At 24.8% G+C, this 25,551-nt stretch carries 28 protein-coding genes; 6 read left to right on the forward strand and 22 right to left on the reverse strand.

From position 1 onward, the window contains the following. The first annotated feature begins 150 nt into the window (after window positions 1-150). Window positions 151-1,341 (forward strand): CapA family protein, encoded by a 1,191-nt coding sequence (locus Q4E08_RS07845; protein WP_303129963.1) that lies wholly within the window; start codon window positions 151-153, stop codon window positions 1,339-1,341. A gap of 88 nt (window positions 1,342-1,429) precedes the next feature. Here Q4E08_RS07845 and Q4E08_RS07850 read toward each other — a convergent pair whose 3' ends face one another. The 11 genes from Q4E08_RS07850 to speD form a co-directional block, all read right to left on the reverse strand. Beyond that, window positions 1,430-1,585, reverse strand: coding sequence for a zinc-ribbon domain-containing protein (locus tag Q4E08_RS07850; protein ID WP_303129965.1), 156 nt, complete (start codon window positions 1,583-1,585; stop codon window positions 1,430-1,432). A gap of 269 nt (window positions 1,586-1,854) precedes the next feature. After that, window positions 1,855-2,397 carry an NADH peroxidase gene (locus Q4E08_RS07855; RefSeq protein WP_303129966.1) on the reverse strand — a complete coding sequence of 181 codons (543 nt, stop codon included), beginning with the start codon at window positions 2,395-2,397 and terminating at the stop codon, window positions 1,855-1,857. A gap of 296 nt (window positions 2,398-2,693) precedes the next feature. Beyond that, window positions 2,694-3,056, reverse strand: coding sequence for a YccF domain-containing protein (locus Q4E08_RS07860; protein ID WP_303129967.1), 363 nt, complete (start codon window positions 3,054-3,056; stop codon window positions 2,694-2,696). A 207-nt stretch (window positions 3,057-3,263) separates the two neighbouring features. Continuing rightward, entirely contained in the window at window positions 3,264-4,187 is a 924-nt protein-coding gene (locus Q4E08_RS07865) for a YafY family protein (RefSeq protein WP_303129969.1), read from the reverse strand. Window positions 4,188-4,977: 790 nt separating this feature from the next. Continuing rightward, on the reverse strand, window positions 4,978-5,199 hold the full coding sequence (locus Q4E08_RS07870; protein ID WP_303129971.1) for a hypothetical protein: 222 nt from the start codon (window positions 5,197-5,199) through the stop codon (window positions 4,978-4,980). Window positions 5,200-5,469: 270 nt separating this feature from the next. Further along, window positions 5,470-5,685: a hypothetical protein gene (locus Q4E08_RS07875; protein WP_303129972.1), complete on the reverse strand. Its 216-nt coding sequence runs from the start codon at window positions 5,683-5,685 to the stop codon at window positions 5,470-5,472. A 204-nt stretch (window positions 5,686-5,889) separates the two neighbouring features. Continuing rightward, complete coding sequence (pulA, locus tag Q4E08_RS07880; RefSeq protein WP_303129974.1) at window positions 5,890-9,084, reverse strand: type I pullulanase; 3,195 nt, start codon at window positions 9,082-9,084, stop codon at window positions 5,890-5,892. 207 nt (window positions 9,085-9,291) lie between these two features. Further along, a complete protein-coding gene (speB, locus tag Q4E08_RS07885; RefSeq protein ID WP_303129976.1) occupies window positions 9,292-10,149 on the reverse strand; it encodes an agmatinase in 858 nt (285 codons plus the stop codon). Further along, on the reverse strand, window positions 10,136-10,990 hold the full coding sequence (gene speE, locus Q4E08_RS07890) for a polyamine aminopropyltransferase (protein ID WP_303129978.1): 855 nt from the start codon (window positions 10,988-10,990) through the stop codon (window positions 10,136-10,138). Before speE ends, speB begins: the two co-directional genes overlap by 14 nt. Window positions 10,991-11,005: 15 nt before the next feature. Beyond that, window positions 11,006-12,460, reverse strand: coding sequence for an aminotransferase class I/II-fold pyridoxal phosphate-dependent enzyme (locus Q4E08_RS07895; protein WP_303129980.1), 1,455 nt, complete (start codon window positions 12,458-12,460; stop codon window positions 11,006-11,008). Window positions 12,461-12,478: 18 nt separating this feature from the next. Next, complete coding sequence (gene speD, locus Q4E08_RS07900; protein WP_303129983.1) at window positions 12,479-13,285, reverse strand: adenosylmethionine decarboxylase; 807 nt, start codon at window positions 13,283-13,285, stop codon at window positions 12,479-12,481. A gap of 528 nt (window positions 13,286-13,813) precedes the next feature. On the opposite strand from speD, the gene Q4E08_RS07905 reads away from it, so the two are divergent. Continuing rightward, the gene (locus Q4E08_RS07905; RefSeq protein ID WP_303129984.1) at window positions 13,814-14,728 is read left to right on the forward strand and encodes a deoxyribonuclease IV; all 915 of its coding nucleotides are present in this window, start codon (window positions 13,814-13,816) and stop codon (window positions 14,726-14,728) included. A gap of 48 nt (window positions 14,729-14,776) precedes the next feature. Here Q4E08_RS07905 and Q4E08_RS07910 read toward each other — a convergent pair whose 3' ends face one another. The 9 genes from Q4E08_RS07910 to Q4E08_RS07950 all read right to left on the reverse strand — a co-directional run bounded on the left by Q4E08_RS07910 (window position 14,777) and on the right by Q4E08_RS07950 (window position 22,096). After that, window positions 14,777-14,971 (reverse strand): helix-turn-helix transcriptional regulator, encoded by a 195-nt coding sequence (locus tag Q4E08_RS07910; RefSeq protein ID WP_303129985.1) that lies wholly within the window; start codon window positions 14,969-14,971, stop codon window positions 14,777-14,779. Beyond that, window positions 14,972-15,187, reverse strand: a complete 216-nt coding sequence (locus Q4E08_RS07915; RefSeq protein ID WP_303129986.1) for a hypothetical protein — start codon at window positions 15,185-15,187, stop codon at window positions 14,972-14,974. 162 nt (window positions 15,188-15,349) lie between these two features. After that, window positions 15,350-16,444, reverse strand: a complete 1,095-nt coding sequence (locus Q4E08_RS07920; protein ID WP_303129988.1) for a DUF1648 domain-containing protein — start codon at window positions 16,442-16,444, stop codon at window positions 15,350-15,352. 12 nt (window positions 16,445-16,456) lie between these two features. Then, window positions 16,457-16,828, reverse strand: a complete 372-nt coding sequence (locus Q4E08_RS07925) for a GntR family transcriptional regulator (protein ID WP_303129990.1) — start codon at window positions 16,826-16,828, stop codon at window positions 16,457-16,459. Between the two features lie 137 nt (window positions 16,829-16,965). After that, a complete protein-coding gene (locus Q4E08_RS07930; RefSeq protein WP_303129993.1) occupies window positions 16,966-18,630 on the reverse strand; it encodes a ribulokinase in 1,665 nt (554 codons plus the stop codon). Window positions 18,631-18,732: 102 nt separating this feature from the next. Further along, window positions 18,733-19,071, reverse strand: coding sequence for a DsrE family protein (locus Q4E08_RS07935; RefSeq protein ID WP_303129995.1), 339 nt, complete (start codon window positions 19,069-19,071; stop codon window positions 18,733-18,735). Window positions 19,072-19,416: 345 nt separating this feature from the next. Continuing rightward, the gene (locus tag Q4E08_RS07940) at window positions 19,417-20,187 is read right to left on the reverse strand and encodes a YncE family protein (protein WP_303129998.1); all 771 of its coding nucleotides are present in this window, start codon (window positions 20,185-20,187) and stop codon (window positions 19,417-19,419) included. Window positions 20,188-20,386: 199 nt separating this feature from the next. Continuing rightward, window positions 20,387-21,007: an alpha/beta hydrolase gene (locus tag Q4E08_RS07945; RefSeq protein ID WP_303130000.1), complete on the reverse strand. Its 621-nt coding sequence runs from the start codon at window positions 21,005-21,007 to the stop codon at window positions 20,387-20,389. A gap of 285 nt (window positions 21,008-21,292) precedes the next feature. After that, window positions 21,293-22,096: a CPBP family intramembrane glutamic endopeptidase gene (locus tag Q4E08_RS07950; RefSeq protein ID WP_303130002.1), complete on the reverse strand. Its 804-nt coding sequence runs from the start codon at window positions 22,094-22,096 to the stop codon at window positions 21,293-21,295. 191 nt (window positions 22,097-22,287) lie between these two features. Between Q4E08_RS07950 and Q4E08_RS07955 the strand changes: the two genes are divergently transcribed. Further along, a complete protein-coding gene (locus Q4E08_RS07955; protein ID WP_303130004.1) occupies window positions 22,288-22,857 on the forward strand; it encodes a serine/threonine protein kinase in 570 nt (189 codons plus the stop codon). A gap of 41 nt (window positions 22,858-22,898) precedes the next feature. Here the strand turns inward: Q4E08_RS07955 and Q4E08_RS07960 are convergent, their stop codons facing one another. Next, on the reverse strand, window positions 22,899-23,981 hold the full coding sequence (locus tag Q4E08_RS07960; protein WP_303130006.1) for a tetratricopeptide repeat protein: 1,083 nt from the start codon (window positions 23,979-23,981) through the stop codon (window positions 22,899-22,901). A gap of 135 nt (window positions 23,982-24,116) precedes the next feature. Here Q4E08_RS07960 and Q4E08_RS07965 point away from each other — a divergent pair, with 135 nt between their 5' ends. Beyond that, window positions 24,117-24,515: a helix-turn-helix transcriptional regulator gene (locus Q4E08_RS07965; RefSeq protein WP_303130008.1), complete on the forward strand. Its 399-nt coding sequence runs from the start codon at window positions 24,117-24,119 to the stop codon at window positions 24,513-24,515. Next, window positions 24,484-24,867: a NifB/NifX family molybdenum-iron cluster-binding protein gene (locus Q4E08_RS07970; RefSeq protein ID WP_303130010.1), complete on the forward strand. Its 384-nt coding sequence runs from the start codon at window positions 24,484-24,486 to the stop codon at window positions 24,865-24,867. Before Q4E08_RS07965 ends, Q4E08_RS07970 begins: the two co-directional genes overlap by 32 nt. 73 nt (window positions 24,868-24,940) lie before the next feature. On the opposite strand, the gene Q4E08_RS07975 is transcribed toward Q4E08_RS07970, so the two are convergent. Further along, on the reverse strand, window positions 24,941-25,207 hold the full coding sequence (locus Q4E08_RS07975; RefSeq protein WP_368410168.1) for a hypothetical protein: 267 nt from the start codon (window positions 25,205-25,207) through the stop codon (window positions 24,941-24,943). 152 nt (window positions 25,208-25,359) lie between these two features. On the opposite strand from Q4E08_RS07975, the gene Q4E08_RS07980 reads away from it, so the two are divergent. Next, window positions 25,360-25,506, forward strand: coding sequence for a hypothetical protein (locus tag Q4E08_RS07980; protein WP_303130013.1), 147 nt, complete (start codon window positions 25,360-25,362; stop codon window positions 25,504-25,506). Window positions 25,507-25,551: the final 45 nt, after the last annotated feature.

The following is a 25,551-nucleotide window of genomic DNA, read 5'->3' on the forward strand; positions in this document are numbered from 1 at the left end:
ATTATTATATAATAATAATTATCCGTTGTAAACATCTTTTTTAAAATTTTTCTATAAAATTTTATTTTCTCTCACTTTTTTACAAAAACCTTACTTTTTTACATATTTTATAATATTATATTTATATATGGTATTTAATAGGAGGTATTTATGAAAAGGAAAACTTATAATAAAGCTTATCTAAAAAATAAAAAAAGAAAACTTAGAAGGAATCGTATAATTAGAAACAGAATAATATTCTCTATCATATTAATTTTACTTATAATATCTATATCTTATATATCAAATAAAATTATTAATAAAAGCACTGATAATAAAGATGTAACAACTATTTCTAATGATAAATCTAAAAATAATGAATCTATTGCTAAAGAACCTGAAAAAAAAGATGTTTTAATATCTTTTGCCGGTGATTGTACTTTAGGAACAGATACAACATTCGATCAATCAACAAGTTTACCAACAACTGTAAAAGCAAATGGCAATGATTATTCTTACATATTTAAAAATGTTAAACCTATATTTAGTAAAGATGATTATACTCTTGTTAACTTAGAAAGTACATTTACTAATTCTACTGAGAAAGTTGATAAAGGAGCATCTGTTCAATTTCATTTTAAAGGTCCTAAGGAATACAGCAATATATTAATAGAAGGTTCTATTGAAGGAGTTACAGTTGCAAATAATCACATATACGATTACGGACAAAAAGGCTTTAATGATACTATTAATGCTTTAAAAGAGAAAAAAATTGATATAACTGGTGAGGGGCACATAATAAAAAAGACTATAAAGGGAATTAAATTTGGATTTTTAGGATATCAAGCATGGGATAATAGTGAAAATACTAAAGCAAAAATTAAAAAGGATATTGATGATTTAAAAGCTTTAGGAACTCAAATTATAATTCCATATTTTCATTGGGGAATAGAGAGAGAAAATAAACCTACTAATTATCAAGTTGATTTAGCTCATTTTTCAATAGATAATGGAGCTACTATGGTTCTAGGTTCTCATTCTCACGTAATACAAGGACTTGAAAATTATAAGGGTAAGCTTATTGCTTATTCACTTGCAAACTTTGCGTTTGGAGGAAATTCTAATCCTCAAGATAAGAAAACATTTATATTACAAGGAAAATTTAATTTTAGTGATAATAGCTTAAGTGATATTGAATTTAAAGTTTTACCTGCTACAATATCATCTATTTCAAGCAGAAATGATTATGTTCCTACTTTAGCTAAAGGAGAAAGTGGAAAATCTATTTTAAAATTTATAAATAGTTTATCTCCTACTTTAGATGGAAAAATTTCTGAAAATTATTTTAAACTTTCTAATTAAATAAGTGTAGCAATTAATTGCTACACTTATAAATAAAAAATAAAATCCTAAAGGTTAAAACCTTTAGGATTTCTTAAACAGATTAAAACTATCTGTTGTTATTTCTTTGGTTTTTCTTAGCGATTCTGCATTCTTTACATCTTACTGGATCGTTATCGAATCCTTTTTCTTTGTAAAATGCTTGTTCTCCTTCAGTGAAGATGAATTCTTTACCGCAATCTTTACATACTATTGTTTTATCCATTCTAAATTCCTCCTAGTTAAAGACCCTACTTAATTATAAATTCTCTAAAAAGGAGAAAATTATAACCTAATTAAACATCTTTAATAACTTAAATTTTGTATTTCTACTTTAAATATTATATCATAATTAAATATAATAAACAAGTTTTTTACAAAAAATAATTAATATTTTAAATTTTTAAAATATTCAAAAAATAAATATAATTTTATAAATAAAAATAGCAGACACTAAAATATTTAGCATCTGCTATTTTTTAGTATAAATTTATATTAACCAAAATATCTATCTAATACACCCTTGAATGCTTGACCATGTCTTGCTTCATCTTTACACATTTCGTGTACTGTGTCATGGATTGCATCTAGGTTTAATTGTTTAGCTAAAGTTGCTAATTCTTTCTTTCCTTCACATGCTCCAAATTCTGCATCTACTCTTGCTTGTAAGTTTTTCTTTGTATCTGCTTCTAATACTTCACCTAAAAGCTCAGCGAATTTTGCAGCATGTTCTGCTTCTTCAAATGCAGCTCTCTTATATATTTCTGCAACTTCTGGGTATCCTTCTCTGTCAGCTTGTCTTGACATTGCTAAGTACATTCCTACTTCTGTACATTCTCCAGTAAAGTTTGCTCTTAATCCTTCTACGATTCTTTCGTCTACTCCCTTAGCTACTCCGATTCTATGTTCATCAGCCCAAGCCATATCTCCTTCTTGAACTTTGAATTTATCAGCACCTGCTCCACATACTGGACATTTTTCTGGTGCAGTTTCTCCTTCATAAACATATCCACAGATTGTACATACAAATTTTTTCATAATTAACTCCTCCTCATATTCAAACCCACTTTTATATACATTATAACTTAATGTATCTATTTCAATAAATTATAATCTACATATTTGGATTAAGAAAATTTAATTTCTTACTATGAACTTATTATATAATAATAATTATTAGTTGTAAATAACTTTTTCTTAATCCTTTGTTAATTTAATTTTAAATTAAGGTATATTATTTTACATTTTTGAATAAAATACGTTAAATAATTCCTTAATGTTAATTATAACTAAAATTCCCTCTAAATTCTACTATTTAATTTACATTTCATACATTATCTAACCTCTTTCCCAAAAGGCATAAGTGAAAGCTTAGCAATTTTTAAGCTTTGTGCTGCAAATGGTATACCTATTATTGTTATACATAAAAGTATTGCACTTAATATATTTGCTAAACACATTGCTAATCCACCAAATATTATCCATAGTATATTCATTACAAGACTAACTCCACTATCATTTACTGTAACTACATCTCTTCCAAAAGGTGCTAATTGTAACTTTGCCATTTTAAAACATTGTAAACCAACTGGAATTCCAATTATTGTTAGGCACCATAATACCCCTATAAATAACCACCCTATTGAATTAAAAAACCCTCCAAATATTATCCATATAATATTTCCAAGACAACTCACTTTATCAACCCCTTACTTAAAATTAATAAATAAATTCCTTAATAAAAATTATATTTATAAAAAAATATATATTATTACTAAATTATCTTATTATATATTATTTTTAAATTACTATAAAGTTTATAAAATAAAAAATAAACTCAAGAAAATTCTTAAGTTTATTTTTAACTATTTTTAAAATGTTACATTATAATTATTCTATATTATTTAATTATATAATTTCATTATTTTTTTGCATTCTTCCATTACAGCATCTTTTATTTCCTTCGGTTCTAAAACTTCACAGGAAGAACCCATTTCTAATATCCATTTAACTATATCTGGTTTTCCTTCTATAAGTCCATTATATATAATATATCCTTCTTCTTTATAATCCTCAAACTGATCTTTTTCTACCCATATATGTTCCTTAAAACACTTTGCGTAAGGATAATGTATTTTTAACTTAATATCATATTTATTAGTATCACTATATATACCAATCCTTCTTTTTAAATATGATTTAACATCAAAGTCATCATCTTTAAAATCTTCATCTAATTCCTCAAGATTTAGTATTCTTACTAATTTAAAATTTCTAACTTCATTTCTATATTCACAAAAAGCTACTATATAACTTGCTCCTTCGTATATATAGATTCCATAAGGATGTATTACTCTAATCATTTCTTCATCATTCATATTAGAATATCTTATTTTAATCTTTTTCTTATTAGATATTGAATTATTAACTATTTTCCATTTATCTTTTAAATTTATATTATATCTATTTATTCTCTTATGTTGAGCTACTGCACAATTATTGCAAAATTTATCATTATCTTTACCATAATCCGCTAATATCTTTAATATTCCTGAATTAAAATCTTCTTTTAAAGGAAAAGTTCCTCTTTCTAAATAATTAATACCAAGTTTAAGTGCTATTGCTTCATCTTCACTTAATCCAACAGCTATTAAACTTGACTCCTTATCTATACTATAACCTCCATACCTTCCTCGCTCTTCCTTTATATTAATTCCTGCCATACAAAGAGCTTCTTTATATCTACTAATTTGCCTAACATCAACTTCTAGCTTATTTGCAAGTTCTCTTCTTGACATTTTCTTTCTAGTCTTAAGGAGTACTAACATATTTAAAGCATTATTTATCTTTCCTATAATCCCTCACCTGCTATACTACTAAATTACCCATCTCATAATTCAAAAAAAAAATGAGATTTCACCCCCTAGTAAAATCTCATAATCAATATAATTCCTTTTATTGCCGTTCAATTGTAGTTAAAAGATTAATTTACCTTATATAAAATAATTTGAGAAAACTTATTTAATATTGTAATCAGGAATTATTATTATAATAATATAATACAATTTAATGGTGACGTATAAATGTAACATTTTATTTTTTTATTAAATTTTAAATTATATGATAATTTTATCATAAAACCATAATTTTTTACATATATTTACCTTCTTAAATGAGTATTTATTAACTTTAATAAAATTTTGTCTTTTATACAAGTTTTAATTACTTAAACTAAAAAATTTATAGTATAATTAAATTATAAAATAGCTCTAATTTGAAAGGAGTTGATATTTTATGATGCTTAATTCTAAATCAACCGTAAAATTCTTTTCACTTCTTAGTATGATTTTTATAATTACAACCTTATTAATTGAAAAAATCCAACTTATTGACATTCCTGTACATTCAACTTTTATTTTATTAATTTTACTTATTTTATTAATGATTATTATTATAAAAAATTCATAATAAAATAAACAAAAGTAGAGTTATTTTATTAACTCTACTTTTATTTATAGAAAAACTATAAAATTAAAAATTTTAATTGTTGTATACTTTCTATAATACATTCATTATTTTTAATTCAAATAAAAGCATTATTCAAAATATTTCTTTTTATTATTTACTTTCCATATCACTTTTTAATTCTTTAGCAAATTCTTTTTGTAAAGCTTCTTCTTCTTTTTCTTCTTTATCAAGCTCTTCTGTTATAGCTTTTCCTAATTTATTAGCTTCTTTTTGGTCTTCTTTATATTCTTTTGTATTTTCTTCTGCTACTTTAAGATCTTCTTCTGCTTTTTTTATTATTTTTTCTCTTAATTCTTCTACTTTTTTGCTCATTTTAAAACCTCCTAAAAAATCAAAAATGATTTTCTTTAATTAATCTTTATAATTTGATTGTACTTACGGTTTAATTATAGCAATTAAATTTTATAATTATATATTTTTGAATTAAGTTTAATAATAAATAATATGATTATTTACAAATAGAAATTTTTATTCATTTATATATAATTTCTATATTTTTTAAACAAATTTTAAATAAGGAGATATAATATTAGAATTGTCTAATTTTATATCTCCTTACATTTAATATAGCTTAGAAATTAATTAAATTACTAATTTATTTATAGATGAAGAACTTTTTTCTTTGTTAATTTCGTCTATAACATCTTGCCTTACTTTATTGCGTTTACTATAATCCTCTTTTATTATTCCAGCCTCATTCTCAACATCAATTTCTTTTCTTGAAGCACATGCTGATACTATAGCTATAGTTGCTAATACCATAACCACTCCTATCACTACATACTTACTTTTTTTCATTTGTAATTCCTCCAAAATACTTTTATAAAATTTGTATCATTATAGTAATAATTAGCTATTAACATTTCTACTTTTTGTAAATCTTATATTAATTTTCTTTAATTTTATTTTATCATTTTATATATTCTGTGTCTTAATATATAAAAATATTAAAATTTTGTTTACATTTTAGTTTTTAAAAATTATATAGTATTTTAGTATTATTTATTTACAAATTATCATCATAGAATGAGCTTTAAGTCCTGGTATATAACCATTTTTAGCTACCCCTATTGGCTCTGCTGACACTATTTTCTCATCTGCTATTATATACCAATCCCTATTATCAATTATAGGAATAGATCTATTAACATCATAATTATCAATTGATGAACTATTATATATAATAACAAAATCCTTATACTTACTATTATTAGCTTTAAAATGAGCTATTATTACTCCTGTTGTATCATTATTATCTTGGAAATATATATTTAAATTTTCTCTAATTTCATCTTGAGTTTTCATTTTAAATATATTAAAGTTTCTTCTTAACTTTATAAGTCCTTTATAATAATTAAATACTTCTATAAACTTTTCTTTTTCTGCCCAATTTATTGCATTTATTTTATCAGAGCTTTTATAGCTATTATAATCACCCTCTTTAGTTCTTAAAAATTCAGCTCCACTTTGAATAAATGGTATTCCTTGTGCTGTAAATATTAAACTTGCACCTAAAATATTTTCTTTCACATAATAATTTTTAAATATTTCACTTCCAGAAAGTTCTTTAATAGAATCTCTATAATGCTTGTTTTGTACACTATAATTATCAGTCTTAACTATTTGATCCCATATTGTATAGTTATCATGTGAAGCTAAATAATTTATACTTTCTATTGGATTATAAGTTATTGTATTAATTGAACCTTTTAAACCCTCAATTACCTTCCAAGCCTTTTCTTTATTATGCTGATCTCCATTTATAAAACCTCTTGATGGTGAATTATCCCCTCTAAGGGCATCTCTAAAATCATCATTAAAAATTGAAAAACCAAGCCCCTTTTGACTTCCTTTATAAGTTCCATTTCTAACTTCTGAATTACCACCTTTCCATGGCTCCCCATAAATTAATATATTTTTATTAATTTCTTTAACTTTCATAACTATTTCTTTCATAGTTTCTAAATCTATAAGTTCCATAAGGTCAAACCTTAATCCATCAATGTGAAAATCTCTTATTAAATGTAAAATAGAATCTATTATAAACTTTCTAATCATTGGTCTTTCTGTTGCTATTTCATTTCCACATCCAGATCCATTAGTATAATTTCCATAAATATCACTTCTAAAATAATATCCTGGAACTATATTGTCCATATTTTTTGTGTCATACATATGATTGTATACAACATCCATTACTATCATTAATCCATTTTCATGAAATGTCTTAATCATCTCTCTAAATTCTTTTATTCTTACATAAGGATCCCTTGGATTTGTTGAGTAACTTCCTTCTATTGCATTAAAATTTTGTGGGTCATATCCCCAATTTCTATTTTCTTCACTTTCCATACTTTCATCTACTGTTTTAAAATCAAACACTGGAAGTAAGTGTATATGCGTTACTCCTAACTCTTTTAAATGATCTAATCCTGTTTTTACAGTTTTACCTGTATATTTATTTTTAAATACTGTTCCTTCTTGAGCTGCCCCTAAAAACTTTCCTCTTAACTCCTTAGGAACTCCTGATGTTTCACTTATTGTAAAATCTCTTATATGCATTTCATATATTATTGAATCTTCTATACTTTTGATTTTAGGTTTAATATAAGAATTCCATTTATAAGGAACAGCTCTTTCATTAGTTAAACTAATTAAAGCTCCCTTTTTACCGTTTAGACCTACGGCTTCAACATAAGGGTCAACTGCATATGTTATTTTAGTATAAACTTTATTTTTTTCATCAATTTCATTAAAGTATAATCTATATAAATAATATTTTTCTTCATTTGTATTTCTAAATATTTCACATTTAAATGTGCCATTTTCTTTATTTTTCATCATTTCATATGATTCTAAAAAATCCTCATTTAAATCTTCATTATTTTTATAAATTAAAACCTCAACTTTTTTAGCTGTTGGTGCCCAAAGCTTTAACCTTATTGTATTTTCTTTAAAAGTTACCCCCAAGTCATTACCACCATAATAAAAGTTTTCTAAGTAATCTCTTATCATAACTTTGCATGACGAAAACATACTTGATGCTCTTATTTCCAAAAGACTTGATGGTTCTATATTGTCTGGAAAATTTATAATTAAAACTTCTCTTTGCTTTTCCTTAACTATTGTTGATATATTATCTACTTTTATTCCATTTATATATAAGAAATATTTTATTCCTATAATAGGCTCATGTGATAAAAATACTCTTATTTTATTTTTATTGTCCATTATAGCTTTTTCTATTTTAGGAGCAGTAAGCTTTATTGCTTCTTTTAATGATGTAGTAATTTTATTATTTTCATATATTAAATAAATATTTTTTTCATCTTTATTTAAATTAAATGTATTAGTCTGTTCACTCCAATCATTTACCCATCCATTACCCCATATTCTTTTTCTCAATATAAACTTATCTTTCCTTAAAAACTCCCCTATACCAAGGTCAGTCTTAAAATTAAGAGAAACTTCTTCACCATGTTTGTTATCATCAAAACTCCATATATTCCAACTAAAATTGTCACCAAAATACAATCCATTTCCTTTTATAAATTGAAAAAATGATCCTTTTTCTTTATATTTTCTAACTATTATAGTTTTTTTAGCCCATCTTTTTGTTTCTTCATCTATGGCTACTATTATAATTTCTGTTCCTTCTTTTACTTCTTCTGAGACCTTCAAAATATTTTCTTCTATATGTACTCCTTCAACTTTACTTTCTAAATAAAAAATTGAATCTTCAATAGGTATATTTCCATATAATGATTTTTTAACTAAAACAAGTTCTGTTGGATAATATTCTGAAACAAAGTTTGCTGAAGATTTAATTTCTATAACTTCATTAAACCCTTCCCAGTTAAATGAAAATTCCTCTATATTTTGATTCCAGTTATTTATATAAACTTCATTTCCTTCAGAATCTATTATTAAGTATCCATACTTATATTCGCCATTCCTTAATCCTTCTGAGAAAGTAATATCTCTAATCATTTTCACATTTCCATCTGAAGTATCTAAATTCCATTTAAGTTTAAAATCGTCTTTTTTCTTCCAATCATTAAAGTCTCCAAGTACAAAAGCATCTACCGCACCTTTATAATCAATTGAAAATCTAATAGTATTAGTAAGTGGACTTAATTCTAATTCATATCTTGATCCATTATAATCTACTACTTTCCTTTTTAATGAATTGAACATATAAAACCTACACCTCTATTTTTAATTTCAATATTATTAATTATTTTATAAACTATATTTTGATTCATATATATGCTAAATTTAACTATACTATTTCATTATGGACATATAATAATATTTTTATCATAAATTTATATATAACATATAAAAAGAAAAAAAACTCTAACCAGTATAAACTAACTAGAGTTTTTTATTTATATAAACCTTCTATTTATTATTTGTTATAAGAATCATCTCTCTTAAAATTTTACAAGCCACAGCTGTAGATACACCTGTACTATCATATTGTGGAGATAATTCATTTATATCGAATCCTACAATATTTAATCCTTTAAGCTTTAATATTGAATTTAATAACTCTTTAAATTCAACTCCACCAGGTTCTGGAGTACCTGTTCCTGGAAATACTGATGGATCTAAAACATCTAAATCTATAGTTATATATACTGGAAAATTCTTAACTTTATCTATAGCAAATTCTAAATTATCTAAATTAAATTTATTTGTATATACATGTTGTTTTCCCCAATTAAATTCTTCTTTTGATCCTGAACGTATTCCAAATTGAAATATTTTATCATCCCCAACTAAATCCCAAACTCTATGAAGTACTGTTGCATGAGATAACTTTTCCCCTAAATACTCTTCTCTTAAATCTGCATGAGCATCAAAATGTATAACATGAACATTTGGATACTTTTTAAAAACAGCTCTAAAGTTTCCTAATGTTACTAAATGTTCTCCACCTATCATAGCCGGTATTTTATCATCTAATACGACTTTAGCTGAAAATTTTTCTATTTCTTTAAGTGCCATTTCACTGTTTCCAAAAGGTAATTCTAAATCTCCACCATCAAATACTTTCATATCATAAAGGTCAATATCTTGATAAGGGCTATAACTTTCAAGTCCCCAAGAATCTATTCTCATAGTTTGACTTGCAAATCTTGTACCTGGTCTAAATGATGTTGTTGAATCAAAAGGTGCTCCAAAAACTACAACTTTTGCTTCATCATATTCTGATTCACACCCTATAAATGTTGAAATATTTTTATTCATTTGCATTTTCTAAAGCTTCCTTTACATAGTTTGGAAGAGCAAATGCTCCTCTATGAAGTTCTGTGTTGTAATATTTAGTTTTTATATTAAGCTCATTCCATTTATCTATTGATTCATTATTTACAGGATCGTATTTTTTTGATGCAAATCCAAATAACCAATGCCCTGATGGATATGTTGGTATATGCGCTTGATAAACTTTGCAAATTGGGAAACATTCTTTTATTCTCTTATGAGCTCTTTTCATATTATTTTCATAAGCCTTATAATATGGGCTTTCATGTTGATTTACAAGTATCCCATCCTCTTTAAGTGCATTGAAACAATTTCCATAAAATTCTCTTGTAAATAATCCTTCTCCTGGTCCAAATGGATCTGTTGAATCAACAATTATAAGATCATACTTATCTTGAACACCTCTTACAAACTTTAGTCCATCTTCATAATATATATTTACTCTTTCATCATCTAATTTACTAGCTGTTTGATGTAAATATTTTTTACATACATCAACAACTAACTTATCTATTTCAACCATATCTATTTTTTCTATTGTTTTATACCTAGTAAGTTCTCTTACAGTGCCACCATCTCCAGCACCAATTACTAATACATTTTTTATATTAGGATTTGTTGCCATTGGAACATGAACTATCATATCATGATAAATGAATTCATCTTTCTCTGTAACCATCATAAGACCATCCAATGTAAAAAATGTTCCAAATTCTTCTGATTTAAAAACATCTATTCTTTGAAAATCACTTTCTCCTTTATATAATTGTTCTTCAACCTTTATTGAAAATCTAACTTTATCTGTATGTTCTTCTGTATACCATAATTCCATCTTTAAAATACCTCCCTATAATTTTAATACTTTTATATTTTCTATTTTCATGTCCTCAGTTCCAGTTACTAAACATCCCTTTTCCTTTGAGTAAACTATACAGTCTATTGCTTCTTTTGTTACAAGTTCTCCTGGTGCTAAAATTGGAATTCCAGGTGGATAACACATAATAAACTCACCAGATACTTCCCCTTCACACTCAGTAATTTTCTTACTTACCTTTTCTGCATAAAAAGCTTCTTTTGGAGTAACCTTAATTATTGGGTTTATATATTCATGGTCAAAGGCTAATAATTCTTTTTTTGCATATCTTCTTTTTATCTCACTTAAAGCTGATACTAATCTTTCTATATTGTATTTCGTATCACCAACTGATATTATTGCAAGAATATTTCCTATATCACCAAGCTCTATTTGAATACCATATTCATCTCTTAATATGTCGTAAACTTCTATACCTGCAAGACCTATTCCTAAAGTGTTTATAGTAAGCTTTGTTACATCAAAATCATAAATACTATTGCCATTTACTATTTCTCTTGAAAAAGCATAATATCCACCAATTTTATTTATTTCATTTCTTGCATATTCCGAAAGTTCTACTACCTCTTTAAATATTTTCTTACCATTTAAAGCAAGATTTCTCCTTGCCAAATCTAATGAAGATAATAAAAGATATGACGCACTTGTTGTTTGTGTTAAATTTATAATTGTTCTAACATAATCAGGGCTTATTCTATCACTCTTCATAACAAGCATTGAACTTTGTGTAAGTGACCCTCCTGTTTTATGTATACTTATAGCAGCCATATCTGCTCCAGCTTCCATAGCTGAAACTGGAAGATTTTCTCCAAAATAAAGATGTGTTCCATGAGCTTCATCTACAAGAACGTACATATTATTTTCATGAGCTAATTTAACAATTTCTTTAAGTGGTGAACAAATTCCATAATAAGTTGGATTGTTTACAAAAATCGCTTTTGCATCTTTATTTTCTAATATTGCCTTTTCAACATCCTCAATTGCCATTCCTAATGATATACCTATATCATTATGTATTCCTGGATTTATATAAACAGGTTTTATTCCAGAAACAATTAATGAATTAATAGCAGATTTATGAACATTTCTTGGCATTATAATTTTATCTCCATCTTTACAAACACTCATTATCATTGCTTGTACAGCTGATGTTGTACCGTTTATCATAAAAAATGCATTATCTGCATTAAAAGCTTCTGCTGCAAGTGCTTCAGCTTCTTTAATTACAGAAACAGGATGCATAAGGTTATCTAAAGGTTTCATAGAATTTACATCTACTGCTAAACAATCTTCACCAAGAAACTCTTTTAGCTCTTCATTTCCCCTTCCTTGCTTATGTCCTGGAACATCAAAAGGAACTATTCTTTGATTTTTATACCACTTCAAAGCCTCATATATAGGTGCACAAAACTGTGATAAATTTTTCAATCCATTAACCCACCTTTCCTAATAAATATTCATACCACCATATATTTCTATCATTTCTCTTGTAAGTCTATCTCTAATATCACGTCTCTCATCTGGTGATAATTCGTAAGGATCTTTTTTAAACATATAATTATCAAGTTTTATATCTCTAACCATCATCTTTGTATGAAATATATTAGATTGATATATGTTAGTATCTATAGCATCATATCTCTTTAATGTATCTTTATCTATAAAATCTTGTATTGTTCTTATTTCATGGTCTAAGTAGTGCTTACGTCCATTTACATCTCTTGTAAAGCCTCTAACTCTATAATCCATTGTTATTACATCGGAATCAAAACTATTAATCAAATAATTTAATGCATTTAATGGAGATATTTTTCCACAAGTTGATACATCTATATCAACCCTAAATGAACTTATATCATTATTTGGATGAAATTCTGGGTATGTATGGACAGTTAGATGACTTTTATCTAGATGTCCTACAATACTATCTCTTAAATCTACATATGAAAGTTCGCCCTTATTACAAGATGGATCCACATTAGCTATTGGAAGTGCTTCCTCTGTTATTAATATGTTTACACTAGCTCCTTGTGGTTCATAATCTTGTCTTGAAACATTAAGTACATGTGCTCCTATTATTTCTGTAACATCAAAAAGTATTTTTGTTAATCTCTCTGAGTTGTACTGTTCATCTATATATTTTATATAATCTTCTTTCTCTTTTTCTGTTTTTGCATAGCAAACATCATAAATATTAAAACTTAAAGTTTTAGTTAAATTATTAAAACCATAAAGCTTAATTTTTTCAGTCATTTTGAATATCATCCCCTATCTTATTTGTTATTATTTTAAATCCCGGAATTAATTTGAATTAATTATATAGTACAAATTTACCATTTACCAACACTATTATTTTACATTTTTGTATTTTTATTATATTTTTGTAAATAAAATAATTTTGTGTAATAAATACTAACTTTAAAATTTAGTATTACTAAACATAATATTATTATCTCAAGTACTTTAAAAGATTGATTTTACTTATTTTTATTCATATAGGCCTAAAAAACAAAAATTCAATGAATTTTTTTGAAAATAATTGTTAACATTTTGTAAACTTTTTTTATTTATTATTATTTTTTCTTAGTTTTGATTAATTTAATTTATATTTTTTATTATATTTTTTTACTATAATTATTTAATAATATTTTAAAAATTTATAACTATTAATTATTTTTAAGTAATAATTTATATCACTTAAAAATTTATACTGTCATATTTCTATTAAAAATAGTAAAATATATTTATAAATTTAATTTTGGATTAAAGGGAGAAATTCATATGATAAAATTAGGATGCCACGTAGGAATGAGTGGAAAAGAAATGTTTTTAGGATCAGCTAAAGAAGCTGTTTCTTATGGAGCTAATACTTTTATGGTATATACTGGAGCTCCTCAAAATACTAGACGTAAAGACATTAGTGAACTTAGAATAGACGAAGGTTGGGCTTACATGAAGGAGCACGGAATAGATGATATAGTTATTCATGCACCTTATATAATAAATTTAGCTAATACTGTAAAACCAGAAACTTTTGAACTTGCAACTGAATTTTTAGCATTAGAACTGCAAAGAACTGAAGCTATGGGAAGTAAAACTTTAGTTCTTCATCCTGGTGCTCATGTTGGTGCTGGTGTTGATGCTGGAATTAATCAAATAATAAAAGGTCTTAATGAAGTATTAACTAAAGATACAAAATGTAATATAGCTCTTGAAACTATGGCTGGTAAAGGAACTGAAATTGGTAGAAACTTTGAGGAAATTGCAAGAATTTATGATGGTGTAACTCATAATGATAAACTTAGAGTTTGTTTTGATACTTGTCATACAAGTGATAGTGGTTATGATATTATTAATAACTTTGATGGAGTTATTAATGAATTTGATAAACTTATTGGAAAAAATCAAATTGCAGTATTTCATTTAAATGATAGTAAAAATATTCCTGGAGCTAAAAAGGACCGTCACGAGAATATTGGTATAGGTAATATAGGTTTTGATGCTTTAAGATATGTTGTATGGCATAATGACTTTTTAGAAATTCCAAAAATACTTGAAACTCCTTATGTTACCATTCCTGGAGAAAGCAAAAAATCTGTTCCACCTTATAAATATGAAATTGAACTTCTTAGGAGAAATGAACCAGTTTCAATGACTAATGAAGAGTTTATAGAAAATGTTTTAAAAAATAGATAAAAAGTAGAGGGTATTTACCTTCTACTTTTTATTTATTCAATACTATATTTAGTCATCAATAAAAAATAAATTTTCTACTGTTGTCCCCAAAAACTTAGCAAGCTTCATTGCTAACTCTAAAGTAGGATTATACTTATTATTTTCTATTGCATTTATTGTCTGTCTAGTTACATTCATATTAATTGCTAAATCTTCTTGTCTATATCCAAGTTCTTTTCTTAATTCTTTTATTCTATTTCTCATTTATTTTTGCATCCTTATTTTTAAAATAGTACTTGCTCCTAAGAATACAAGATTTTGTGTTATAAATAAAAAGAATTCTGCTCCCCATATACCATTTATTACATAATTATAAACTGACCATATAAATAAAAAAATAGCAGTATACGCCCATGCAACCTTTATACTCTTAAAAGATATTTGCATTTCCATTTCATCCATTTTTTTAAATCCTAACATTATATCTTCCTCCTCTAATGTAAAAACTTCTTTACATTTATTGTACACTTCCATTTTATTGATGTAAATACTTTTTTACATTTTAAAGCTGTAAAATTAAAAAGATAGTATAAATAAAGTCACTTATACTATCTCTTTATATTAATTTCTATTTATATTAATTTAAGTTTGAGTAAAAGTTATAACTAATGCTACAATTAAAACAACTATTATTCCAATATACATTGCCATTCCTGTTTTTGTTGCAGCATTTACTGTGTACCCCATACCAAATCTTTTTTCTACATTAACACGTGGATCATCTTTATTGTAATATATAATTCCAAACTTCCAATTATCATCATCGTCTTTTTGTACTACATTGTTATTCTCTATTTTATAATTATTTCTTACTTTGTAAGCTTTAATCATAAATATAAAAAGTACAGTAAACATAAATACTACAAGAATTAATATAAAACTAACTAAAAAACTGCTCATAGGTATAATTTGAAGTATTTGAAGATTTCCAACTGTTAATATAACCATAGTTAAAACTCCAGTAAAAATCATCATATTTGATAAAAGTCTTCTATATTTTAAATTACCTTCTCTTGATTTTTCTGGATTTCTTGGATCTATTTTAAGTTTTTGTTTTTGAATTAAAAAATCTATAAATATAAATATTCCAAAAACAAATATCATTGATAATATTATTGAAAATACAGTAAAGAAGCTCTTTTCTGAATAACCAATAACATTTCCACTAAAATCAAAGTTTGTTGCTATTATATTTGGCATTGAATCATATTTTGATATTGCTAAGTAAAGATTAAATAAAATTAATGTTCCCATAGTAACTATATAAAAAATTAATGTTCTTAAATTATATTTAACCTCTTCAAGTTCATAAATAACAACTTGTTTTTTTCCTTTTAATCCTCCTAATTTTCTCTTTAGTCCTTTCATTTTTTCATTATAAAATCCAAAGGATATCATTAATGCAAATATAGTAAAAAATATTGAAACTACATTAAGAGCTATACTTGATTTTAAATAACTAAATATTATTAGTCCCTCTGCTATAATTGAAATTATAATATTAACCCATTTATATCTATTTACTAACTTTTTTACATCCTTATTATTTTTCATTTCTTCTGTTACTACACAACCTAAAAGTAATTGCTTCTTGCCCTTTATAGGAAGTATTGTCATTGAATAAAATTCAATAAAAATTACTAAAGTCATAATAATTACATAACTAATATCAAACATATTTAACCCTCCCTAATACTCTTTTAAAATACCATCTAATAAATTTAATATTTCTTCCTTAGACAACCCTTTTGCAATGCCTTCTTGTGTTATTTCATTAAGCTTTAAATTATATTTTTCTTTAAATTCTATGTCATCTTTTGCTTTTTTAATATTAACTATTACACCTTTTCTTCTATCTACAGATACAAAACCTTCGTCTTTTAATAAGTTATATGCCTTATTTACTGTATGAAGATTAACTTCCACTCCAGATGCTAACTCTCTTACAGATGGAAGCTTATCCCCTTCCTTTATTTGGCCTTTTGCTATTCCTTCAATTATTTTATTTCTTATCTGAAGATATATAGGAGTTTCGCTTTCAAATTCTAAAACTAAAAACATTTTTACCTCCTTTATTAACTTTATTCTATATGTTATATATAATATATAACATATAGAATAAATGTTCAATATAAAATTTAAAAATTTTTCCAATAAGCTAAAAAAACTTACTGCTAAGAAGCAATAAGTTTTTTATATTATAGTAATTCATTTTTTAATTTTTTTAGTCTCTTCATTACATTATTTTCACCTTTACCAAAATAATCATGTAATATTTTATACTCTTTAAATAACTTATTATAAAGAACTACATTTTCTTTAATAGGCTTATATGTTTTTTCTTTTTTTCTAGACATATACTTTGATGCTTCCTCTATGCTATCATATCCACCATTTTCTTTGCCCACAATAGCTGCAGCAAGTATTGCAGAACCCAATGCTGAGGCTTGATTAGAATCAGATATATTTATTTCTTTGTTTAATACATCAGAATAAATTTGCATCATCATTTCATTTTTTTGTGCTATTCCTCCAGCTGCGTATATCTCTTTAATATCAACACCTTCATTTTCAAAAGCATCTATAATTATTTTAGTACCAAAAGCCGTTCCCTCAATTAATGCTCTATATATTTCTTCCGGCTTTGTATGAAGTGTATAACCTATAATCGCTCCTGTTAAATCTGCATCTGTAAGAACACTTCTATTTCCATTAAACCAATCTAAAGCAATTAAACCACTTTCTCCTGGCTTTTGTCCTTTTACTTTTTCACATAATAACTGATGAATATTAATATTTTTATTTTTTGCTTCATCTTCATATTCTTTTGGTACAGCATTTTTTACAAACCAATCAAAATGATCTCCAACACAAGCTTGTCCAGCTTCGTAAGCATAATATCCCGGTATTATTCCATCTTCAACAACTCCACTTACTCCACTTATAAATCTTTCTTTATCATCCATCATTATATGACAAGTTGATGTTCCCATAATCATAAGCATTTTTCCTGGTTTAACAATTCCTAAAGCTGGAAGTGCTGCATGTGCATCTACTATTCCAGTTGCAACCTTAATTCCTTCTTTTAAATTTAACTTCTCTGCCATTTCTTTAGTTAAAGTTCCTGCACACTGATCTAAGCATTTAATATTATTACTAAGCTTCTCTTCTGTAAAATTTTCTAATTTAATATCTAATGATTTAAAAAATTCTTTTGATTCATACCCCTTTTCCTTAGACCACATTCCTTTAAATCCAACACTACATATACTTCTACTTTCTTTTCCTGTAAGCTTTAGTATAATCCAATCTAGTGCTTCTATTATTCTATATGCATTATTATAAATTTCTTCATCTTCATTTATAAGTTTCATAACCTTTGGAACAAGCCATTCAGAAGATATTTTTCCCCCATACCTTTTAATAAAAGTTTCTTCTCTATCAATTGCTATCTTATTTAACTTATTAGCCTCATCTTGTGATGAATGATCTTTCCATAACTTAACATAAGCATGTCTTCTATTTTTAAATTCATCTTTTAAACATAAAGGTTCGTTATTTTTATCTATTGGCATTATAGTACAAGCTGTGAAATCAACCCCAATTCCTATAATATCATTCTTATTTACTTTACATTCTTCTATAAGTTTTGGTATTTTATATAAAACCTCTAAATAGTCATTTGGATGTTGAAGGGCTGTATCAATTGGTAATCTTGTTTTTCCATCCGGCATAAACTCATCCATAACTCCATGTTTATAAATCACTTCTTTACAACCAATTTCTCTTCCATCTTTCACATCAACTAAAAGTATTCTTCCTGATAATGTTCCATAATCAATTCCTATAGTATATTTAGCCATTTCTCTCCCCCTAAGTTAAACTAAAGTCCATTAACCCTTCTAAGAAAACGTTATCTAGACAGATTAATTCTATTTATAAATAATATTATCTTGTAAAATATTTTAAGGTTTTACATATGCAAATCCTTCATTTTGCTTTTCTATAAGCTCCATAATTCCTGCAGGTACAACTTTTACAAAGTTTAAAAGTTCGTTTTTATCTATATTAAATTTATTTAGACTATTATTGCATACTGCTATTATAACACCTTTATTAAATACATCATTTAGTTCATTAATTATTCCATGTTTTTTAGCATAATCTTCTTTTAAATTAACTACTGACTTTCCATTAATTAATAATTCAATAGTTATATTCTTATTTAAATTTAATAAATTTTTTATATTACCTAATGCCACTTCCAATTTTCCTTCTTCATCTACATGTAAAATTACTTTCATTTAAAATACCTCCTTTTATAATTTGATTTTATCAAACTATATTATTTTTTTCTGTTTCTAAAATATAAATATTAATTTAAGTTTAATCTATTTTAATTTAGCTATATTATTTAAGAAACTACTTTTTTATTTAAATTCAATATAGTAAATGTCATTATAATTTTTTAAAAGAAAAAGAGTGATTTAAAAATCACTCTTTATTTATTACTTTTTTTCTAAAAATTTTGAACCATTTTTAGAATCTATTTTTACTATTTTTACTTTTCCTTTTATAAATTTATTTAAAAATTTAATTTTATTTACAAGGATAATATTCTTTATGACTATTATCGTTATTAATTTATACTATTTAACTGAATAAAGTCTATTTTTATTATTGTATCCAACAACAACATATGGGTTTTTTACATCATTTGCTACTGTTAACCCTTCACTTTCACCACTTTCATTAATATCAAAACTTTTTATTATCTTCCCTTTTTTTAAATCAATGCAAGTTATTTTATTATTTGTGTAATAATATAATTTCCCTTTGTAACATTCCATACCTTGAGGAATTCCTTGATTTTTCAATTGAAATTGTGACTTTTTATTTAAATTAAAATCAAGTACAGTGAAGGTTGGATTTCCATTATTACCTTTTTCTAATGATGTTGATATAATTAAATTATCTTTATCATTATCTATAGCTATCAAAGCTGCAGTACCAAACTCCTCTAAATTAATATCATTAATTACCTTTTTATTCTTAAAATCCACCTCATAAACATGTGTTAAATTGTCACCACCTCCATTTGCCACATATATATGTCCATTTTTTTCTCTAAATGCTAATCCTGCTGCATGTCCTATATATATTTTTCCTGTTGATCCTTTATTATTACCACTTTTGTCAATACAAACTATTTCTCCAGTTTGATTTCCTGTATCAAATCCTATATAAAAATTTCCATTTGAATAAGTTAAACCTTGTTGATTTCTTTTATCATTAACATTAAACATTAGATTTGTTTTTTTATCACTTATTAAAATCTTGTGATTTTTTTTGTATAATGAATAACTTCCAATTATAAAAACTATAATTATTATTAATACAACTATAAATTTTTTCTTCATATTTATTTCTCCTTAGTTTATATATTATTCATAACAATTTTACATTATTTTTCATATTAATACAAATAATTTTATTAATGGAAAATATAATATAAGTTTCCTATAATGCCAAATTAATATATTTAAATCTTCTTAATATTATCAAAAAAAAAAAAAAAAAATTAGAGAACCTTTTGATTCTCTAATTTTTTAAATTAAATTACTTTAAATAATCTTCGACTGCTTTTATTATATCTATTTGAATTTTCAAGCTATCAATTGGATGCTTTTCTATATTTAAAGCATGATTTGCACCTTCAAACTTTATTAATTTAACTCCATTTATTCTATTTATTTTACTTATATTTTCTTCTTTCAAAAGTGGATCTGCACTTCCTGTTATAACTAATGAATTTTCTTTAATTCCCATATTTACAGTTTTATCTATAGGACTTATATAAACATTTGTTATATTGTACCCTTTTATATTTTCATTTAATACATCTTGCACACAAGTTCCTATACTTTTACCTATTATAACTATATTTTTATATTTTGAATTTAGTATACTATTTATTTGCTCTAAAGTTTCCTTTGCTACTATATCAAATTCCTTAGCTACATCAAAAGTTTTTCTTGCAATTTGAAATCCATATTCAACCTTAATTAAATCATAACCTAATTTTAGTGATAGTTCGCTTATATATTCTAGAGTTACCCTATCTAAAGTATAACCTATTCCAGGCAGTACTATTGCCAATGTTTCACTTCCTTGATTAACTAAATGTGTCTTTAGCTCTACTCCCCAATATGAATTAATTACATTACTCATAACTTCCATCTTCTTTCCTTCTTATATTTTTTCTTCTGTTAACTTTTAATTTAAGCATAAGAACTTATATATTATACTAACATTATACTCCTTATTGATTTATTGTTATAATATGAATATCTTATATTACTTATAAGCTACCTATTATGTTTTTATTTATATATAGATAGTTTAAACTTTTAATATTTTATACATCATAAAAATAAATTTCTATTAATTTCTATATCTATACAAATATTTAAACATATAAAAAAAGGAGTTTTAAAACTCCAATCTTTAATTTAAATATTATTTTTAATATACTTGCTTTCTAGATTTTAAAATCATAATTATAGAAACAGGTAAAAATATAACTAAAAATATAATTCCAAATATTCCTGTTAATGCTACTGAAACAGTAGCCAATTTTGTAAGTGTCATTCCTAAAAAATTAAATACTATATGTACTATTATACCGCCTATTAATGATTCACTATACATATACATTAATGCACAAACAACACCTAATATAAAAGTATATATCCCTTGTACTACATTAAAGTGCATAAATGAAAATACTAATGCTTGAATTATAATAGCAACTACAATGTTATAATTGTTTTTTAAAAATCCAAATATAACACCTCTAAAAAATATTTCTTCAAATATAGGTACAAATATTGATATTATTAAAATTCCTATTATTGAATTTTGTGCTTGACTTAAATTCATCTGAACGTCCTTATAACTTGAAAAAATAGGTGTTAAGAAAGTTATTATACACATTGATAACATATAAATTCCACAAGCTAACATAATAATATATACACATTTTTTTATACTAATCTTTTTAAATTTTTCTTTATTTATAAGATTATTTTTATGTTTTGTAAAAATTAATAATAATATTATTAACATTATTAAATCACTAATAAAAACTGATAAATTTAATCCTAGATTTGTTTTTGAAATTAAAGGCATAACTTTTTCATAACTAAATTGTAAATTATTTTGTTTTGCCACTATAAATATTTGCATACTTTGGACCACAGCCTGTATTATTACAAAAATTACTGGTAATCCTATTACTATGCCTAAAGTTTTTAAAGCTTTTTTCATTTTTATCCCCCTTAAATATGTTTACATTTTATATAAACGTATAGAATAATAATATCATTAAACACTTTTTTCAATTTTAAATTTTTATTTGCTATTATGTAACTATTTATAAAATTTAACATTTTAAATTACTTAATCAATAAACCTTATTTTGCATATAATGATTATAATCAATTTATAAAAGTGATATTATGGAATATGTTATAAAATTAAATGATTGTGAAATTTTAGGTTCTGGATGTGAAGGAAGTGTTTACCTAACTCCTGAAGGTTATGCTCTTAAAGTTTTTAATAGTATAAAATCTGCCGAAAGTGAAGCAAATATATTAAAAAATACAGAGGATAGCAGATTCTTCCCTAAACTCCTGTTAAAGGTTAGTAACATAGTAATAAGAGAATGTGTTCATGGAGAAACTCTTTATGAATATTTAAGAGAACACGGACTTTCTTTTAAAGTTTCAAAAGAATTAATAGATCTTATTGAAGATTTAAAAATACTTAAATTTAAACGTATAAATATAAGAAATGCTCACATATTTGTGAATAATAAAGAAAATATAATGGTTATAGACCCAAGAAAATCTTATGATAAAGTTACTCCATATCCCAAAGATATAATTAAAGTTCTATTAAAGCTTAACTTATTTGACGATTTTATTAAGCATGTTGTAGATTATAAACCTGAACTTCTACCTTATTGGATAGATGGTTATAACTATGTAGTAAATATTTATAGACATGTATTGAGGTATAAATATTAAAATAAAAATCAGGCTATCATAAATAAGATAGCCTGATTTTATTAGCTTATAGCCTTTACAGTACTTGCAACCCCATATTTTTCATTACTTAACTTTAAATATAATTTCATATTTTTTTCTCCATCACCAATAGGAAAATCTGTTGGTCCACCTATAATATACTTAACACCTTTTGCAGTTACAAATCTTTTACTTCCAACAGTATCTTTAAAATTTTCATCTTCTTTTGATTTATACTTAGTTACTGAAAATAGAAAACCTTCACTACTATACTTATATGGCTCTTGAGGTATCATATATACACCAATTCCATCATCATAAGATTTTACAGTATAAAGCCCACTCCAACTTGCTGGAAATGTTATTTGTATTCCTAAGTTAGTATTTTTATACACATGTTCTTTCTTAGATTGCTTATTATTGTTGATAACTTCATTTTTTGTATTTACTTTATTACTTGATGAAGGTTTCTTAATAGCTTCTTTTTCTTTATTTTTTCTTTCTAATTCTTTCTTTTCAATAACTTCTTTTTTAGCCTTTTCTTCTTCTCTTTTTTTCTTTTCCTCAAGCTCTTTAAGTTTTTCATTTATTATCTTTTTATAACCTTCTAACTTTTCCTTTTGATGTTTTGTTCCATTATTATCTATTTTATCAATTACTTTTTTAGCATCTTCATACTTTTTATCTTTTATTAATTTATCAACATTATTTAATTCATTATTTATACTTTCTATCTCTTTCTTTCTATCATTTATTTTTTTCTTTAAATTATTTATATCATCTTTTATCTTATAATTTGAATATTCACTTGGTATTTCATTTATATATTTTTCTGCCTCTTTTATATTGTCAACTTCAAATTCCTTTTTTGAATTATAGTAATTATTTATTATATTTAAAAGTTTTGTTGCTTCTTGATTTGAACTATCCTCTTTCAATACATTTTCAAAATCTGCTTTAGCCTCATCATACTGCCCGTTTTCAATAGATGTAATCCCCTTTTCTAATTCCTTTTTTATATTGCTATTAGTACACCCAAGAATTCCTGTACTTAATATTATTCCCGTTATTACAAAAGTAATTATTTTCTTTTTAAGCATTATTATACCTCTCCATTCTCTCATTAGTTTAATCCTATATAAAAATTATATTCTAATAAACAAATTTATTCCATTTAATATTTAAAAACCCCTTGAATTATTTTCCTAATAGTATTAAAATTTAATTAAGTAATTACTTAATTAAATTTCGAGGTACTTATGAAAAATATAGAAAAATTATTCAAAGCTTTTGGAGATGAAACTAGATTAAAAATTTTAATCTTGCTTTCAAAAAAAAATATTTGTGCTAAAGGTTTAGCTAAACATCTTAATATATCTGAAGCAGCAGTTTCACAACATATAAAAGTTCTTAAAGAAGCTAATATTATTGAAGGTGAAAAAGCTGGATATTTTGTTCACTATTCAATTAATGATGATATTTTAGATGAATTAGTTAATTTTATAAATGCAATTAAAAGCAAAACTTTAGAAACTAAAAATTATATTGACCTTCCAAAATTTCAATGTGAAGGTAAAAAGCATTGTAAAAAAAATTGTAATTCTAATTTGAAAGGAGATATTAATAATGAAAATTTGTATTCCTGTAAAAGAAAATAAAGGTTTTGAAAGTGTTCCTTATAATCACTTTGGTTCAGCACCATTTTTCTTAGTTGTTGATACTGAAACAAATGAAATTAAAGCTATAAACAATGGCGATTTAAACCATGAACACGGTAAATGTCAACCAATTAAAGCAATCGGTGGCGCTGACATAGATGTTGTTTTAGTTCTTGGAATAGGTGCTGGTGCTATAAATAAATTAAACAGCTTAGGAAAAAAAGTATTCAAAGCAGAAAATACTTCACTAAAAGAAAATGTTAATTTATTTATGGAAAATAAATTAATTGAATTTAATCCTGCAAACTCTTGTGCTGGACATTCTTCAGTACATTCTTGTGGTCATCACTAAAATTTTAAATAAAAATATAGCTAATAAGAATATATTCTTATTAGCTATATTTTTATGTAGTTTATTTTAATTTTTAGTTAGAATGTATGTATCTATTCCCTGACTTACTTATTTTTAAAATTTTACTTATAGATACTAAAGGTTTATTATCTATAACCTTTATAATACCTTCTATACTAACCCATCCCCCTTCTTTGAAATCAGATAAATTTTTATACTTACATAAAAGACCAACGAATTGAGTATCTAAAGCACACCAAGTCATAACCTCTCTTACTACTATAAACTCATTATCACTAAATTCTTTTACTTTGGAAATAAAACCTTCTGTTATATTTATGTACTTCCTTTAATTCTTTTAAAGAACTTTATTTATCTTTATAATGTATATGAATTAATGAAATAATAAAAATATCTTTCTATATGAATATCTAGTATTTAATTTAGGAAAACTAATTAAGAAATTTCTTTATATTTTAGGAGGTTGTAATTATGGCTATAAAAGAAAAGGCTTCACATGAAAAAGCTAAACAAATGCTCATTGAAGGTGAATCATATGATGATATAATAGCTGAAACTCATTTAAGATTAAAAGATATAAAAAGAATTGAAAAAAATGAAATAACCTCTAAATTCTAAAAAAACTATCTCAACTATTAATTTAGTTGAGATAGTTTTCTATGT

Origin of the sequence: Clostridium sp. (assembly GCF_030532265.1) — a bacterium.
Taxonomy (GTDB): Bacteria; Bacillota; Clostridia; order Clostridiales; family Clostridiaceae; genus Clostridium.

What these genes read in the sequence shown, in the direction of transcription:
- Q4E08_RS07855 (WP_303129966.1), bottom strand. Translation starts at nt 2,397, where the DNA reads ATGAAAAAATTTGTATGTACAATCTGTGGATATGTTTATGAAGGAGAA.
- Q4E08_RS07955 (WP_303130004.1), top strand. Translation starts at nt 22,288, where the DNA reads ATGGAATATGTTATAAAATTAAATGATTGTGAAATTTTAGGTTCTGGA.
- Q4E08_RS07905 (WP_303129984.1), top strand. Translation starts at nt 13,814, where the DNA reads ATGATAAAATTAGGATGCCACGTAGGAATGAGTGGAAAAGAAATGTTT.
- Q4E08_RS07970 (WP_303130010.1), top strand. Translation starts at nt 24,484, where the DNA reads ATGAAAATTTGTATTCCTGTAAAAGAAAATAAAGGTTTTGAAAGTGTT.
- speB (WP_303129976.1), bottom strand. Translation starts at nt 10,149, where the DNA reads ATGCAAATGAATAAAAATATTTCAACATTTATAGGGTGTGAATCAGAA.
- Q4E08_RS07935 (WP_303129995.1), bottom strand. Translation starts at nt 19,071, where the DNA reads ATGAAAGTAATTTTACATGTAGATGAAGAAGGAAAATTGGAAGTGGCA.
- Q4E08_RS07850 (WP_303129965.1), bottom strand. Translation starts at nt 1,585, where the DNA reads ATGGATAAAACAATAGTATGTAAAGATTGCGGTAAAGAATTCATCTTC.
- Q4E08_RS07875 (WP_303129972.1), bottom strand. Translation starts at nt 5,685, where the DNA reads ATGAAAAAAAGTAAGTATGTAGTGATAGGAGTGGTTATGGTATTAGCA.
- speE (WP_303129978.1), bottom strand. Translation starts at nt 10,990, where the DNA reads ATGGAATTATGGTATACAGAAGAACATACAGATAAAGTTAGATTTTCA.
- Q4E08_RS07965 (WP_303130008.1), top strand. Translation starts at nt 24,117, where the DNA reads ATGAAAAATATAGAAAAATTATTCAAAGCTTTTGGAGATGAAACTAGA.
- pulA (WP_303129974.1), bottom strand. Translation starts at nt 9,084, where the DNA reads ATGTTCAATTCATTAAAAAGGAAAGTAGTAGATTATAATGGATCAAGA.
- Q4E08_RS07940 (WP_303129998.1), bottom strand. Translation starts at nt 20,187, where the DNA reads ATGAAGAAAAAATTTATAGTTGTATTAATAATAATTATAGTTTTTATA.
- Q4E08_RS07915 (WP_303129986.1), bottom strand. Translation starts at nt 15,187, where the DNA reads ATGTTAGGATTTAAAAAAATGGATGAAATGGAAATGCAAATATCTTTT.
- Q4E08_RS07930 (WP_303129993.1), bottom strand. Translation starts at nt 18,630, where the DNA reads ATGGCTAAATATACTATAGGAATTGATTATGGAACATTATCAGGAAGA.
- Q4E08_RS07960 (WP_303130006.1), bottom strand. Translation starts at nt 23,981, where the DNA reads ATGAGAGAATGGAGAGGTATAATAATGCTTAAAAAGAAAATAATTACT.
- Q4E08_RS07925 (WP_303129990.1), bottom strand. Translation starts at nt 16,828, where the DNA reads ATGTTTTTAGTTTTAGAATTTGAAAGCGAAACTCCTATATATCTTCAG.
- Q4E08_RS07870 (WP_303129971.1), bottom strand. Translation starts at nt 5,199, where the DNA reads ATGAGCAAAAAAGTAGAAGAATTAAGAGAAAAAATAATAAAAAAAGCA.
- Q4E08_RS07980 (WP_303130013.1), top strand. Translation starts at nt 25,360, where the DNA reads ATGGCTATAAAAGAAAAGGCTTCACATGAAAAAGCTAAACAAATGCTC.
- Q4E08_RS07945 (WP_303130000.1), bottom strand. Translation starts at nt 21,007, where the DNA reads ATGGAAGTTATGAGTAATGTAATTAATTCATATTGGGGAGTAGAGCTA.
- Q4E08_RS07910 (WP_303129985.1), bottom strand. Translation starts at nt 14,971, where the DNA reads ATGAGAAATAGAATAAAAGAATTAAGAAAAGAACTTGGATATAGACAA.
- speD (WP_303129983.1), bottom strand. Translation starts at nt 13,285, where the DNA reads ATGACTGAAAAAATTAAGCTTTATGGTTTTAATAATTTAACTAAAACT.
- Q4E08_RS07865 (WP_303129969.1), bottom strand. Translation starts at nt 4,187, where the DNA reads ATGTTAGTACTCCTTAAGACTAGAAAGAAAATGTCAAGAAGAGAACTT.
- Q4E08_RS07845 (WP_303129963.1), top strand. Translation starts at nt 151, where the DNA reads ATGAAAAGGAAAACTTATAATAAAGCTTATCTAAAAAATAAAAAAAGA.
- Q4E08_RS07920 (WP_303129988.1), bottom strand. Translation starts at nt 16,444, where the DNA reads ATGTTTGATATTAGTTATGTAATTATTATGACTTTAGTAATTTTTATT.
- Q4E08_RS07950 (WP_303130002.1), bottom strand. Translation starts at nt 22,096, where the DNA reads ATGAAAAAAGCTTTAAAAACTTTAGGCATAGTAATAGGATTACCAGTA.